Below are 13187 nucleotides of genomic sequence, written 5' to 3'. Positions count from 1 at the left end.
ACTGTTTCGTACACCTCGACATTACTTCCCAACTGAACGAAACTGCATCGTTTCGCTTGTGTGGTGCACCACAACTTCTTCCGCACCACGAGTTGCCGCGTCCCGCTCACGCGGAAAGCATTGGGGGGTGAGTGACGACGTCGCGTATCTCCGTTTCCCGCACCTCCACAAGGACCTGCTCTGCTTCGCCGCCGAGGACGACCTCTGGGTCGCTCCTCTCGCCCCCGCGGGACAGCAGCCCGGCCGGGCGTGGCGGGCGACCGTCGACCGGACGCGGGTCAGCCACCCGCGCTTCTCGCCCGACGGGACCCGTATCGCGTACACGACCTGGCGCACTCTGGATCCCGAGATCCATCTCGTCCCGGTCGACGGCGGACCGGCCCGCCGACTCACCTACTGGGGGTCGACGGACGCCCGGGTCTGCGGCTGGACCCCCGATCCGGGCGAAACGTCGCACATCCTCGCCGTGTCCTCGCACGCGCAGCCGTTCTCGCACGCGGCCTGGGCCTACAGCCTTCCCACGGACGGCTCCCCCGGCGGCAAGCTCCCCTGGGGTCCGGTCTCCGACATCGCGGTCGCGGACTTCGACGGCGATCGGCGCACGCTGCTGCTCACCGGCAAGCCGCCGCACGAACCGGCCGCCTGGAAGCGGTACCGGGGCGGGGCGACGGGCCGGCTGTGGCTGCACGGCGAACGGTTGCTGCCCGATATCGGCGGCCATCTGGACGCGCCGATGTTTGTCGGCGGCAGGATCGCGTTCCTCTCCGACCACGAGGGCGTCGGCAATCTGTACTCCTGCCTGCCCGACGGCTCCGACCTGCGCCGCCACACCGACCACGACGCCTTCTACGCACGGCACGCGTCCAGCGACGGACGCCGGGTGGTCTACCAGTGCGCGGGCGAGGTATGGCTGGTCGACGACCTGGAATCACCGGACGCGGTGCCGCGGAAGCTGCGGGTGCGGCTCGGCGGGCCGCGCGCCGGACGGCGTACGTACCAGGTGCCCGCCGCCAGCAACGTCGACGCGCTGTCCGTCGACGAGACGGGACGGGCGAGCGCCGTCTCGGTCCGGGGCAGCCTGTACTGGCTCACGCACCGCGACGGGCCCGCTCGCACGATCGCCGACACCCCCGGGGTCCGGGTCCGGCTGCCCGAGATGCTCGGCAGCACCGGCCAGGTGGCGTACGTCACCGACGCCGACGGGGACGACGCGATCGAGATCGCGTACCTGCCGCGCGCAACCGGCGACCGGCCGCCGCGCCGACTGGCCTCCGGGCAGGTCGGCCGGGTCCACGAACTGATCGCCGACCCGGAGGGCGAACGGCTCGCGATCGCCACGCACGACGGCCGGCTGCTCCTCCTCGACACGGCCGAGGAGTCCACCGCCGAACCGACCGAACTGATCCGCTCCATCAACGGACCCGTCCGCGACCTGGCGTTCTCACCGGACGGCGCCTGGTTGACCTGGTCGCATCCCAAGATCGGCCGTTCGCTGCGGCAGATCAAACTGGCCCGGATCATGGGACCCGGCGCCCCGGTGATCGTCGATGTCACCAACGGCCGCTTCGAGGACGAGAACCCGGTGTTCACCGGCGACGGCCGGTATCTCGCTTTCCTCTCCTGGCGCGGCTTCGACCCGGTGTACGACGTCCACACCGGCGACCTCTCCTTCCCGCTCGGCTGCCGCCCTTACCTGGTCCCGCTCTCCTCCGCCACCCCGTCCCCGTTCGCCCTCTCACCGGAGGGGCGCCCGGCGGCGGGTGGTCTCGACCCGGTCGACACATCGGAAACGGCTCCGGCCGAAGGGGCCACGGTCACGGTCGAGTTCGAGGGGCTGGAGAACCGGGTGACGCCGTTCCCGGTCACCGCGTCGAAGTACTCGGCGCTGTGCCCGGTCAGCGGCGGCGGGCTCGTCTGGCTGCGCTGGCCGATCTCGGGCGCGCTCGGCGAGACGTTCGCCAACCCCGCCGACATGTCGGGCCGCCCCACGCTCGAACACTTCAACATCACCAAGGCCAGGAAGACCGAACTCGTCGGCCATCTCGACTGGTTCGCGGTCAGCGGCGACGCGACCCGGCTGGTCGTCATGGACGACGGTGAACTGCGCGCCGTACCGTCCACCGAGGCCGGCGACAGCGACTCGACGGTCTACCTCGACCTGCGGCGGATCCTGCACGATGTCGACCCGGCGGCGGAATGGCGGCAGGCATACGGGGAAGCGGGCCGCATCATCCGCTCCTACTTCTGGGAACCCGACATGTGCGGCATCGACTGGGAGGGCGTGCTCGACCAGTACCGTCCACTGGTCGAACGGGTCGCGACCCCCGACGAGTTCGCGGACCTGCTGCGGGAGGTCCTCGGCGAACTGGGTACCTCGCACGCGTACGTGGCACCCGCCCGCCGCAACGAGGGCCCGCCGCACTACCAGCGGGCGATCGGCCTGCTCGGCGTGAATCTGGTGTGCCGGGACGGGGAGTGGGTGGTCAGGCGGATCCTGCCCGGCGACTCCTCGGACTCCAAGGCGCGTTCACCGCTGGCGGGTACGGGCATCAGGGAGGGCGCGATCCTCACCCATGTGGACGGCCGCCCGGTGGACCCGGTCGCGGGCCCCTACCCCCTCCTCTCCCAGGCGGGTGGTACCACCGTCGAACTCACCTTCTGCCCGCCCGAGAGCGAAGGCCGCTCGCGCCGCGTCGCCATCGTCCCCCTGATCGACGAACGCCCGCTCCGCTACCAGGACTGGGTCGCCAAACGCCGCGAGGTCGTACGGGAGCTGAGCGGCGGCAAGTGCGGCTACCTGCACATCCCCGACATGGGCGGCTCCGGCTGGGCCCAGTTCAACCGGGACCTGCGGATGGAGGTCTCCCGTCCGGCCCTGATCGTCGATGTACGCGGCAACGCGGGCGGCCACATCAGCGAGCTGGTCGTCGAGAAGCTGACCCGCAAGATCCTCGGCTGGGACCTGACCCGCCACGCACAGCCGGTCTCGTACGCCTCCAACGCACCGCGCGGCCCGGTGGTGGCCCTCGCCGACGAGGCGACCTCCTCCGACGGCGACATGATCACCGCCGTGTTCCGCCTGCTGGAGCTGGGCCCGGTGGTGGGCCAGCGGACCTGGGGCGGGGTCGTCGGCATGACCGGCCGGCACCGCTTGGGCGACGGCACGGTGATCACGGTGCCGATGAACGCGGCGTGGTTCACCGCCTACGGGTGGTCGGTGGAGAACCACGGTGTGGAACCGGACCTGGAGGCGCTGCGCACGCCGCTGGACTGGGCGGAGGGCCGGTACGCGGTTCTGGACGACGCGGTGCGGGTGGCGCTGGACCTCCTGAAGTCCCACCCGGCGGCGACCCCGCCGACCTACGAGGACGCCCCGAACCGCACACGGCCACCGCTGCCGCCGCGACAGACGCCAGGCAGGCCATAAGCCCGCCCGCCGGGCCCGTCGAGCCCGAACAACAGGACCCAGCAAGCCCGTCCCGCGATCGAGGACAGATGAAAGGGGCCGGGGGCGTGCCCCCGGTTTCGGGAAGGGGCGGGGTTGGGTGGGGGAACAAGCCCCGCGCACGCGAAAGGCGCGTCCGGTCTCCCGAACACGCCCCTCGCACCGGCGAGTCAGGACTCGTCGTCGTACCGGTCGCGCGCCCCCTGCGCCGCGTCCCGGGCCTTGCCCCGCGCCCGTTCCGACGCATCGGACGTACGCTCGCGCGGCTCGCCCTTCTTCTCGCCCACGTTCTTCTTCGCCTGGTCGGCGAGCTCCTGCGCCTTGTCCTTGAACTGGTCTGCGATACCCATGCTGTTCACTCCTAGTGGGGTGCTCGGGATGCGTTGGGGGTGACCCCGTTGGGGCCTCGACCAGACTTACACGACCGGACATCCCACGCATTTCGATCACTTACGCTGCGTACTCGTGCCCCGCGCTTCCTCGTCCGCCGCACCCCCGGCACCCACAAGTCCCTTGCTCACGCCTTCGAGCCGCGACCCGAACCGCTTCATCTCACGCTGCCCGACCACCCCGATGACGGTCGGCAGGTATCCCCGCACCGACTGCATGCCGCGCAGCCACCACTGCGCGTACACGTGCGCGGAACGCCGCTCGATACCGGTCACGATCCGGTCGACCGCCGGGCCCAGCGGATATGTACGGTTCGCGGGCCACGGCAGCCGCTGTCGCAGCTCCCGCATGACGTCGTCCTCGTCGGCTCCCCGGACCATGTCGGTGTCCGTCCAGGACAGGTAGCCCACACCGACCTTCACGCCCCGGTGCCCGACCTCCGCCCGAAGGCTGTGCGCGAATGCCTCCACGCCCGACTTCGACGCGCAGTACGCGCTCATCATCGGCGCCGGTGTGATCGCGGCGAGCGACGCCACCTGCAGGAAGTAGCCGCGGCTCTCCATCAGTACGGGCAGGAACGCCCGCCCCGTCACCGCGCCGCCGATCAGATTGACCTCGATGACCCGCCGCCACGCCTCCGGGTCGGAGTCGACGAACGGCCCGCCCGAGGCGACCCCCGCATTGGCGACGACCACGTCGACCTTGCCGAAGCGCTCCTTCACCTCCTGGGCGACCCGCGCCATCGCCACATGGTCGGTGACATCCGCGTACCAGTGGTCGCTCTCCGCGTGCAGCCGCTCGGAGACCTTCTTCAACTCGTCCGGCTCCAGGCCGACCAGCGCCAGCGTCGCGCCGCGCGCCGAGAGCTTGCGGGCCAGCAGCTCGCCCACGCCGCGCGCCGCGCCGGTGACGACCACGACCTGCCCTTCGAGACCGCGCCTGCCGCTCATACGACCTCCTCCTCAACAGTGCCGGTCACCGTGCCGTTCACGGTGCCGCCGACACGGGTGACATACCCGGCGAGTTCCCGGATCTTCGCGGTGACCGCCTCCGGCGCCTCCACCGGTGTCATATGACCCATACCCACCAGCTCGGTGAGCCCCAGGCATTCGGGCAGTGACGCCGCGAGGGCGCGCGCGTGGACGAGCGGCGTCAACCGGTCCTCCGTGCCCGCGATCACGGCGGTGGGCACCCGCAACTCCCGTACGCCCGCGTCGAGGTCGAGCTCCGCGAGCGCATGCCCCCAGGCGACCCGGGCCGCCCGCGGACAGGCGTGCACGATCCGGGCACAGGACTCGACCCGGTCCGGGGCCGAACCGGGGCCCATCGTCGCGTACTTGAGGATCCACTTGGAGACGGGTGTGACCGGCCCGAGCGGGGCGCGCGCCCCGAGGATCGCGCGGGTCATCCGGGTACGGACCGCACCGGCCCGCATCGGCACGACGAGCGACTCGTCGATCAGCCGGGAACTGCCGGTGCTGCACAGCATTACGGCTGCCGCGTGCTCGCGCAGCCCGGCCCGCCGCGAGGCGGCCATCAGCGTCATGCCGCCCATGGAGTGCCCGGCGAGCACCGCCTGCTCGCCGGGGTCCAGCGCGGCGGCGAGCACCGCTTCGAGGTCGTCGGCGAGCGCCTCGGTGCTGTACCCCTCGGGGCGCACGGCGGGCGTGCGGCCATGGCCGCGCTGGTCGTAGACGACGACCCGGTGGTCGACCGCCAGGTCCCGGATCTGCGCGGCCCAGAAATGGGTGTCGCAGGTCCAGCCGTGCGCGAGCACGACCGCGGGGGCGCCGTCCGGCCCGTGCAGCTCGACGTGGATGCGGGAGCCGTCGGCGGAGACTGCGGTCAGTTCACGCGCGGGCACCGGCGGGGCGCCCTCGCGCCGCAGCAGCCGGCTCATCGCGCGACCTCCTCGGCGGCGGCCGTCCCGGCGACGACGGTCTCGGCGGCATCGGTCTTCCGGGGCCGGATGACCTCGTACTCCGCGAGGTCGACCGTCCGTGTCGCCCGGCGGAACTCACTTGTCGTTCCCGGCCAGGCCGTGGTGTTGCGCCCGCCTGCGTCCAGATACCAGCTGGTGCAGCCACCGGTATTCCACACGGTCCGCTTCATCCGCTCCTGGACCCGCCGGTTCCACGCCCCGACCGCCGACGTCCGCGCGCCGAGCGCGGCCCGTCCGCCCAGGACGTTCAGCTGGCGCAGATAGTCCGCCATGTAGTTCAGCTGGGACTCGATCATCAGGATCATCGAGGAGTTCCCGAGCCCCGTGTTGGGGCCGATGACCGTCATCCAGTTGGGGAAGCCCGCCGCGGTCGCGCCCCGCAGCGACTGCATGCCGTCCTTCCACGACTCGGCGAGCGTGATGCCTTCCGCGCCGACGACCCGGTCGGCGATCGGCATGTCCGTCACATGGAAGCCGGTGCCGAAGATGATCGCGTCGACCTCGGTCTCCGTACCTCCCCCGGAGACTCCGTCCTGGGAGGTGCCCCCTCCGGCGACGAGGGTGGAACCGCGCACCTCGGTCAGTCCGGAGGCGACCACATCCACATTGGGCTCGGCGAGCGCCGGGTAGTAGGTGCTGGAGAGCAGGATCCGCTTGCAGCCGATGCGGTACGAGGGCGTCAGCTTGGCCCGCAGCGCCGGATCCTTGACGCCCCGGGCGATGTTGGACTTGGCCATCCTCTCGACGAGGCTGAGCTCGTCGGGGTGCTTGGTGAAGGCACTGACCTGCAACTCCCGTATGCCCCACAGAAGTCCGCGGCGCGCGGCGACGGTGAACGGCAGTGCGCGGTGCAGCCACCGCTCGGCGCCGCTGATGTTCCGGTCCATGCGCGGCATGACCCACGGCGGGGTGCGCTGGAACAGGGTCAGCCTGCCGGCCTTCGGCTGGATCGCCGGCACGATCTGGATGGCGGAGGCGCCGGTGCCGACCACGGCGACGCGCTTGCCGGTCAGGTCGTAGTCGTGGTCCCAGCGGGCCGAGTGGAAGACCTTGCCGGGGAAGTCGGCGAGACCGGGGATGTCCGGCATCTTCGGGTCGGAGAGCGGGCCGGTCGCGGAGACGACGACATCGGCGACGATCGTGGTCCCGTTCGCGGACTCGATCACCCAGTTCAGCTCGTCGTTGTCCCACCGCATCATCGTCACTTCGTGGCCCAGCCTGATGTGCGGACGCAGCCCGAAGGTGTCGGCGACGCGCTCCAGGTAGGCGCGGATGTGCTCCTGCCCGGAGAAGGTGCGCGGCCAGTCCGGGTTGGGGGCGAACGAGAACGAGTAGAGGTGGGACGGTACGTCACAGGCGCAGCCGGGGTAACTGTTGTCGCGCCAGGCGCCACCGACGGAGTCGGCCCGTTCCAGGACGACGAAGTCGGTGATGCCTTCGCGGCGCAGCCGGACCGCGGCCCCCAGGCCCCCGAATCCGGATCCGATCACCGCCACTCGTACATGCTCGTGCTGGGCCATGCTGCCGCCTCCCGCGGTACGTCACACGACTCTGCCAGCAATCACTGGCATTGCGGGGAGGGTAGAGCAGCTCCGTACTGATGGGTAGGGGTCCGGCAAGGGAAAGTTACCGACGGTACAACATAGGGTGCGGTGGTGGCCGAAGGACGCGAGCACCGCGAATACCGCATGGAGGAGCTGGCCAAGGAGGCCGGCATCCCCGTACGGACCCTGCGCTTCTACCGGGAGCGCGGGCTGATCGCACCACCGCGCCGCGAAGGGCGCATCGCCTGGTACGACAACCACCACCTGGCCCGGCTGCGGACCATCGCCGGGCTGCTGGAGCGGGGCCACACCCTCACCGGCATCGCCGACCTCGCCCGCACCTTCGAGAGCGGCCGCGACGTCGCCGAGGTGCTGGGCCTGGGCGAGCCGACCGAGGAGACCCCGGTCCGCCTCACGCCCGAACAGCTCGCGGACCACTTCGAGGGCGAGGTCACCCCGGAGAACCTCGCCACCGCCCTGGACCTGGGCTATCTCGCCACCGACGGCGACGAGATCGTGCACATCAGCCGCCGCCTCCTGGAGGTGTCGGCGGAGCTGGTACGGGGAGGCGTACCGCTCTCCACCGTGCTCTCGGCGGGCCGCCGGGTCCGGGAACACGCGGACGCCCTCGCCGACCTCTTCGTACAGGTACTACAGGCCCACACCACGGAGACCGAGCCACCCCGACTCCGCCCGCTCGCCCGCGCGGTGGTGGACGCGGAGCTCTCCATGGCACTGGACAGGCGGCTGCGCCGCGGCGACGGCACCCGGCCGAAGCCCTCGGAGCCGAAGACGTCGGAGCCGTAGCCCCCGGGGCCGTAGTACTCGCAGCCGCAGCCGAAATCGCGTTGCCCGCACCCCGCCCGTAGGCAAGGCTTCCACCCATGTCCGACAATCATCCGAGCAGTTCACACGGGGTCGACGCGCTGTTCTCCCGCGGTCGGCTGACCGCGATTCCCCGCAGGCCGGCCCGCCGCGAGCAGTTGCTCGTCCACCTCACGCAGACGCTGTTCGAGCCGAACCGCACGTACAGTGAACGCGAGGTCAACGAGGCTCTGCTGACGGTGCACGACGACTACTCGGCACTGCGCCGCTACCTGGTGGTGGCGGGCCTGCTGACCCGCCCCAAGGACGGCAGCAGCTACCGGCGAGCCGGGTAGCAGTCCCTACAGTTCGAAGACGGCCGTCACCGGCGCGTGGTCGCTCCACCGCTCGCCGTGCGTGGCGGCCCGCTCCACCCATGCCTTGGTCGCACGCCCGGCGAGACCGGGGGTCGCCACCTGGTAGTCGATGCGCCAGCCCGCGTCGTTGTCGAAGGCCCGCCCCCGGTAGGACCACCAGGAGTACGGCCCTTCCTCTTCGGGGTGCAGCGCCCGCACCACGTCGACGTACGCAGCCTCGTCGAAGACCCGGGTCAGCCATTCCCGCTCCTCCAGCAGGAAGCCGGAATTCTTCTTGTTGCTCCTCCAGTTCTTCAGGTCGGCCTCCTGGTGGGCGATGTTCCAGTCCCCGCACACCAGCACCTCACGGCCGCCGGCCGCGGCCCGCCCACTGAGCCCCTTCAGATACGGCAGGAACGCGGCCATGAAGCGCTCCTTCTCGTCCTGCCGCTCCGTACCGACCTCACCGGACGGCAGATACAGGCTCGCCACCGTGACTCCCGGCAGGTCGACCTCGACGTACCGGCCGCTGTCGTCGAACTCCTCGCTCCCGGCGTCCCCGAACCCGCCGAACCCGATCTGTACCCTCTCCGGCGCCCGGCGCGTGTAGAGCGAGACCCCGGCCCGCCCCTTGGCGGCGGCCGGTGCGTGCACGGTGTGCCATCCGTCGGGCTGACGCACCTCGGCGGTGAGCTGCTGCGGCTCGGCGCGCACTTCCTGCAGGCAGATCACATCGGCGTCGGTCTGCGCCAGCCACTCGGTGAAGCCCTTTTTCGCGGCGGCGCGGAGCCCGTTCACATTTACGGTGGTCACGGTGAGCATCCCGGCACAGTACCGACAACCGCAGGCCGCATACATGTACCATATTCCGCATGGATATCCGGCCTCGGTCGTTCGACCACCCTGACGCCGTCAAACTCAACGACGAGGTGCAGCTCGAGTATGCCGAGCGCTACGGGGACGAGGGCGATGTCACACCGCTCGACCCGTCGATGTTCCGGCCGCCGAACGGTCTGTATCTGCTCGCCTACGACGAGTCGGGCGCGCCGGTCGCCACCGGCGGCTGGCGTGCGCAGGACCGGAACGAGGAGGGCTACTCGGACGGCGACGCCGAGCTCAAGCGGATGTTCGTGGTACGGGAGGGCCGCGGACGGGGTCTGGCCCGCCGCATCCTCGCCGCCCTCGAAGCGGACGCACGGGCGGCGGGCCGCGTCCGGATGGTGCTGGAGACCGGCAACCAGCAGCCGGAGGCCATCGCGCTGTACACCTCCAGCGGCTACACCCTCTGCGAGAAGTTCGGCCACTACCGCACGTACGAGAGCAGCCTCTGCTTCGCCAAACCGCTCCAGGAGTCGTGATCCAGGTCCTGTCCTGGTCCAGGACGTTGCGAGGAACCCGAGCAGCGCGGGTTTGAACTGCTCCGGATTCGGCATGTGCGCGGCGCGGTCGACGACGACGTGCGCGGAGTGCGGGACCAGCCGGTGCATGGCCTCTGCGTCCGCGACCGGTGTGTACGTGTCGTCCGCGCCCACGACGATCAGCACCGGTACCTCGGCCCCGGCGAGCGACTCCCCGTAGTGTCCGGTCGAACGGATGACTGTGGATCAGGACGACCGCCGGACCGCCGGACGGCCCCCTGTCGTCGTACGCAAGGGTCGCACCGCTCTTCGTACGGAACTCCATGCCGATTCCCCCTGCGGCGGACGCCGACCCGGCCGCGGACGACGTCGTGCCCCGTTCCCTCACCGTACGCGGGCAACACCCACGTAGAACCATCTGCGTTCGTACTCCGGCGCCGGCTCCTCCCGGTACCACTCCGCGGCCGGTACGAGCCCCGGCTCGACGAGGTCCAGACCGGCGAAGAACGGCGCCACCTCACTGTGACTGCGCATCCTCAGCGTGATGGCGCCCTTCTCGTAGGCGGATTCGTTCTCGGCCCCGAGCTCCGGATGCTGGTCGGCCGCGCCGTGCGACAGCACCGGACAGCTCCCCGCCGGCAGTGCGTCGACCAGGGTGCGGGTCATGCCGTACGGGTCCTGGTCGTCGGGCAGGAAGTGCATCAGCGCGATCAGCGACAGCGCAACGGGCCTGCGGAAGTCCAGCAGCCGACGGGCGTGATCGAGGATCAGCTCCGGCTTCCGCACATCCGCGTGGATGTAGTCGGTGGCCCCTTCCGGACTGCTGACCAACAGCGCTTCCGCGCCAGGACCGCTTGTCGTTCCGTCCGTACGACGGTTGGATGAGGCTCGCCGACGGGGCTGCTGCACCGGCTGACGCCTGAGGCCGAGCGGGCGGGGCAGGGCGAGTGGGGCATCGCCCCTGCGAGGGGGATCTCATGGTGCTGGTGACGGACTTCCGGACGCAGGATCTGCCCGTGGGCGAGCGGTTCGCGTCCTGGTACGACATGACGGCCGGCGCACTGATCCCCAACGTGATCCGCAGTGACCACGAAGCGGACTTCCGGGCGAGCGCACGGGTGCTGGAGCTGGGCAGGGTACAAGTGTCCTCGCTCACCTACCCGTCGCTGGAGACACGTCGGCCGGCGAGCATGGTCCGAGGGTCCGATCCCGAGTCCTTGCAGCTGATGGTCACCCTGCGTGGGAGCCATCGGATCCTCCAGGGCGGCCGGGACACCACGAGCGGGCCCGGTGAGGTACTGCTCTACGACACCTCGCGTCCCTGGCACGGCTGGGCGAACGCCGGCCCCGACACGGTGGAAGGGGTGATGGTGCAGTTCCCCCGGGCGCTGCTGCCGCTCCCTGCCGACAAGGTCCGCCAACTCACCGGCGTGCACCTGTCCGGGAAGGAGGGGATGGGCGCCCTGCTGTCCGGCTACCTCACGCAGCTCACCGCGGGCGCCACCGCATACACCGCGGCGGACGGCGCCCGGCTGGCCACCGTCACCCTCGACCTGCTGACCGCTTTTCTCGCCCGACACCTCGAGGTGAGCGCCCGGGTGCCGCCCCACACCCACTGGAATGCCCAACTGCTGGAGATCCGCGCCTTCATCCACCGGCACCTGGGGGACCCCGCACTGTCCCCGGGGGTGATCGCGGCCGCCCACAACCTCTCCGTGCGCTCCCTGCACCGGCTCTTCCGGGACCAGGGCGTCACCGTCGCCGGATGGATCCGCGCCCGGCGACTGGAGCGCTGCCGCCGCGACCTGGCCGACCCTCTCCTGCACGTGCGCCCGGTCCGCGCCATCGCCGCCCGTTGGGGGTTCACCGACCCCGCGCACTTCAGCCGTGCCTTCCGCACGGCCTACGGACACAGCCCCCAGGAATACCGCCGGCTGCACCAGTAGCCCCGTCCGGCTCGTTGGCGTGCGTCGTCAACGAGTTGGCACCCATCTCCAACGACATGCCGCTCAGCACACACGACACTCAGGGAAGTGCGCACAGCGGCCGGGAGGCACAACGTCTGGCTCGTGTCGCGCCGGTCTTGCTCCGGGAGCGATGACCCGGCTCGTCATTCCGCCACGCCGACCGATCGTGCCGCCACGCCCGGAACCATGAGATGCGACCTCGACGGCTCGGCGACGACCGGGCCGTCACAGGAAGGGACACGAATTGAGAAACTCCAAGCGCATCACCACCGCTCTCATCACCGCGGCCATCGCCTGCGGCGGATTCCTGATGGCGCCGACGGCCGGCGCGTCGGTCTCCAGCGGCTCCATCAGCGGCGCCGACTGGGGCAACGCGGGGGTGAGGAACGACTGGGGTGACGAGGGGCCCTTGGACTACAACTCCCATGACTACAGCAGGGCCGTGGCGCTGTGGCAGTTGGTCCTGCGAGCCGAGGGCTTCTACACCGGAGCCATCGACTGCGACTTCGGCCCCGCCACCACCGAGGCCACCAAGGCGTACCAGAGGTGGTACGGGCTCACGGCCGACGGCAGCGCGGGCCCCCTCACCCTGAGCGTGGCGGACAACTCCCTGGTCGATCTGGGCAATAAGCAGGACATCAGGTACGTCGCTTGGGAGGGCATGGGGAAGGTGGAGTTCCGGCGGATCAACGGGATCTACCACTTCTACCTCAACGGCGCCTGGAGAAGCGCTTCCTACACCTCGGCCGCCGGCTGCTGACCCGGTACGCCGGTCACGGCAGGCACATCACGGGTGTGCGGCTTCCGGGAAGCCGCTGCCATGCCGGCATCGCAGGGAGCATCGGTGGATCGTCCATCCGTCGGGCCACGTGGCAAGAGACGTCGGCCCCGTGGTCGTGTCGCCCAAACCCTCCTGTCCGCCATCACCGTCATGGTCCACAACATCAAGGAACTTGGGCAGTACCTGGCAGCCGGCAAGCAGAGCGCGATCACCGGCCTCGGCCTCGAGCCGACCGATGTCCTTCTGCCCGGTGACCGTCTGACCGGGATCTCGTGAACCATTCCGGGATGAACCCGTGAACGGCCCTGCGGTGGACCTGTGGGGATTTGAACCCCGGACCCCCTCGCTGCGAACTATCGGCACGGTGGTCGCTGAGGTCTGCTGACTGGTCAGTCGGCCGCTGGGGGTCGGTGTGGGCCGAAGACAGTTGCCGTGGTTGCTGTACTTCGCTGCTGTACAGCACGACGCGTTCCCGCTTGCCCGCCCTACGGTCGTACTCGTGCACAACACGGCCCTGTGCCCAAGTTGTTCAGGGGCCCGCCGGCAAGTCGGGGGACGTCGGTTCGATCCGATCACGGACCCTACGGGATCTTCACAGGC

The 13187-nt window shown here is 70.3% G+C and carries 12 protein-coding genes and 1 pseudogene; 7 read left to right on the top strand and 6 right to left on the bottom strand.

The window, feature by feature from the left end; genetic code table 11:
- The first annotated feature begins 127 nt into the window (after positions 1 to 127).
- The gene (locus AB0I23_RS30145) at positions 128 to 3427 is read left to right on the top strand and encodes a S41 family peptidase (protein WP_359113989.1); all 3300 of its coding nucleotides are present in this window, start codon (positions 128 to 130) and stop codon (positions 3425 to 3427) included.
- 188 nt (positions 3428 to 3615) lie between these two features.
- Here AB0I23_RS30145 and AB0I23_RS30140 read toward each other — a convergent pair whose 3' ends face one another.
- The 4 genes from AB0I23_RS30140 to AB0I23_RS30125 all read right to left on the bottom strand — a co-directional run bounded on the left by AB0I23_RS30140 (position 3616) and on the right by AB0I23_RS30125 (position 7297).
- Complete coding sequence (locus AB0I23_RS30140; protein ID WP_359113987.1) at positions 3616 to 3795, bottom strand: hypothetical protein; 180 nt, start codon at positions 3793 to 3795, stop codon at positions 3616 to 3618.
- A 96-nt stretch (positions 3796 to 3891) separates the two neighbouring features.
- Positions 3892 to 4785, bottom strand: a complete 894-nt coding sequence (locus tag AB0I23_RS30135) for an SDR family oxidoreductase (protein WP_359113985.1) — start codon at positions 4783 to 4785, stop codon at positions 3892 to 3894.
- Entirely contained in the window at positions 4782 to 5735 is a 954-nt protein-coding gene (locus tag AB0I23_RS30130; protein ID WP_359113984.1) for an alpha/beta fold hydrolase, read from the bottom strand. Before AB0I23_RS30130 ends, AB0I23_RS30135 begins: the two co-directional genes overlap by 4 nt.
- On the bottom strand, positions 5732 to 7297 hold the full coding sequence (locus tag AB0I23_RS30125) for a flavin-containing monooxygenase (RefSeq protein ID WP_359113982.1): 1566 nt from the start codon (positions 7295 to 7297) through the stop codon (positions 5732 to 5734). Before AB0I23_RS30125 ends, AB0I23_RS30130 begins: the two co-directional genes overlap by 4 nt.
- A 168-nt stretch (positions 7298 to 7465) precedes the next feature.
- Between AB0I23_RS30125 and AB0I23_RS30120 the strand changes: the two genes are divergently transcribed.
- Both AB0I23_RS30120 and AB0I23_RS30115 read left to right on the top strand, forming a co-directional pair.
- Positions 7466 to 8128 (top strand): MerR family transcriptional regulator, encoded by a 663-nt coding sequence (locus AB0I23_RS30120; protein WP_359114028.1) that lies wholly within the window; start codon positions 7466 to 7468, stop codon positions 8126 to 8128.
- Positions 8129 to 8205: 77 nt separating this feature from the next.
- Positions 8206 to 8481 (top strand): DUF2087 domain-containing protein, encoded by a 276-nt coding sequence (locus AB0I23_RS30115; RefSeq protein ID WP_359113980.1) that lies wholly within the window; start codon positions 8206 to 8208, stop codon positions 8479 to 8481.
- Between the two features lie 6 nt (positions 8482 to 8487).
- Here the strand turns inward: AB0I23_RS30115 and AB0I23_RS30110 are convergent, their stop codons facing one another.
- On the bottom strand, positions 8488 to 9303 hold the full coding sequence (locus tag AB0I23_RS30110; RefSeq protein WP_359113979.1) for an exodeoxyribonuclease III: 816 nt from the start codon (positions 9301 to 9303) through the stop codon (positions 8488 to 8490).
- A gap of 50 nt (positions 9304 to 9353) precedes the next feature.
- Here AB0I23_RS30110 and AB0I23_RS30105 point away from each other — a divergent pair, with 50 nt between their 5' ends.
- Positions 9354 to 9839: a GNAT family N-acetyltransferase gene (locus tag AB0I23_RS30105; RefSeq protein ID WP_359113977.1), complete on the top strand. Its 486-nt coding sequence runs from the start codon at positions 9354 to 9356 to the stop codon at positions 9837 to 9839.
- Between the two features lie 384 nt (positions 9840 to 10223).
- Here AB0I23_RS30105 and AB0I23_RS30100 read toward each other — a convergent pair.
- Positions 10224 to 10682 (bottom strand): annotated as a pseudogene (locus AB0I23_RS30100) (SAM-dependent methyltransferase); the annotation flags it as partial.
- A 134-nt stretch (positions 10683 to 10816) separates the two neighbouring features.
- Here AB0I23_RS30100 and AB0I23_RS30095 point away from each other — a divergent pair.
- The 3 genes from AB0I23_RS30095 to AB0I23_RS30085 all read left to right on the top strand — a co-directional run bounded on the left by AB0I23_RS30095 (position 10817) and on the right by AB0I23_RS30085 (position 12863).
- Entirely contained in the window at positions 10817 to 11785 is a 969-nt protein-coding gene (locus AB0I23_RS30095; RefSeq protein ID WP_359113975.1) for a helix-turn-helix domain-containing protein, read from the top strand.
- 265 nt (positions 11786 to 12050) lie between these two features.
- Complete coding sequence (locus AB0I23_RS30090; protein WP_359113973.1) at positions 12051 to 12566, top strand: peptidoglycan-binding domain-containing protein; 516 nt, start codon at positions 12051 to 12053, stop codon at positions 12564 to 12566.
- A gap of 171 nt (positions 12567 to 12737) precedes the next feature.
- Positions 12738 to 12863, top strand: coding sequence for a hypothetical protein (locus AB0I23_RS30085; RefSeq protein ID WP_359113971.1), 126 nt, complete (start codon positions 12738 to 12740; stop codon positions 12861 to 12863).
- Positions 12864 to 13187: the final 324 nt, after the last annotated feature.

The organism is Streptomyces atratus, assembly GCF_040655115.1.
GTDB lineage: Bacteria > Actinomycetota > Actinomycetes > Streptomycetales > Streptomycetaceae > Streptomyces > Streptomyces atratus_D.
Note: the sequence above shows the minus strand (reverse complement) of the source record. Positions and strands in the feature narration are given on the sequence as shown.

Coding starts and splice junctions, on each gene's coding strand:
- AB0I23_RS30140 (WP_359113987.1), bottom strand. CDS start 3,795: ATGGGTATCGCAGACCAGTTCAAGGACAAGGCGCAGGAGCTCGCCGAC.
- AB0I23_RS30135 (WP_359113985.1), bottom strand. CDS start 4,785: ATGAGCGGCAGGCGCGGTCTCGAAGGGCAGGTCGTGGTCGTCACCGGC.
- AB0I23_RS30130 (WP_359113984.1), bottom strand. CDS start 5,735: ATGAGCCGGCTGCTGCGGCGCGAGGGCGCCCCGCCGGTGCCCGCGCGT.
- AB0I23_RS30125 (WP_359113982.1), bottom strand. CDS start 7,297: ATGGCCCAGCACGAGCATGTACGAGTGGCGGTGATCGGATCCGGATTC.
- AB0I23_RS30120 (WP_359114028.1), top strand. CDS start 7,466: ATGGAGGAGCTGGCCAAGGAGGCCGGCATCCCCGTACGGACCCTGCGC.
- AB0I23_RS30115 (WP_359113980.1), top strand. CDS start 8,206: ATGTCCGACAATCATCCGAGCAGTTCACACGGGGTCGACGCGCTGTTC.
- AB0I23_RS30110 (WP_359113979.1), bottom strand. CDS start 9,303: ATGCTCACCGTGACCACCGTAAATGTGAACGGGCTCCGCGCCGCCGCG.
- AB0I23_RS30105 (WP_359113977.1), top strand. CDS start 9,354: ATGGATATCCGGCCTCGGTCGTTCGACCACCCTGACGCCGTCAAACTC.
- AB0I23_RS30095 (WP_359113975.1), top strand. CDS start 10,817: ATGGTGCTGGTGACGGACTTCCGGACGCAGGATCTGCCCGTGGGCGAG.
- AB0I23_RS30085 (WP_359113971.1), top strand. CDS start 12,738: ATGGTCCACAACATCAAGGAACTTGGGCAGTACCTGGCAGCCGGCAAG.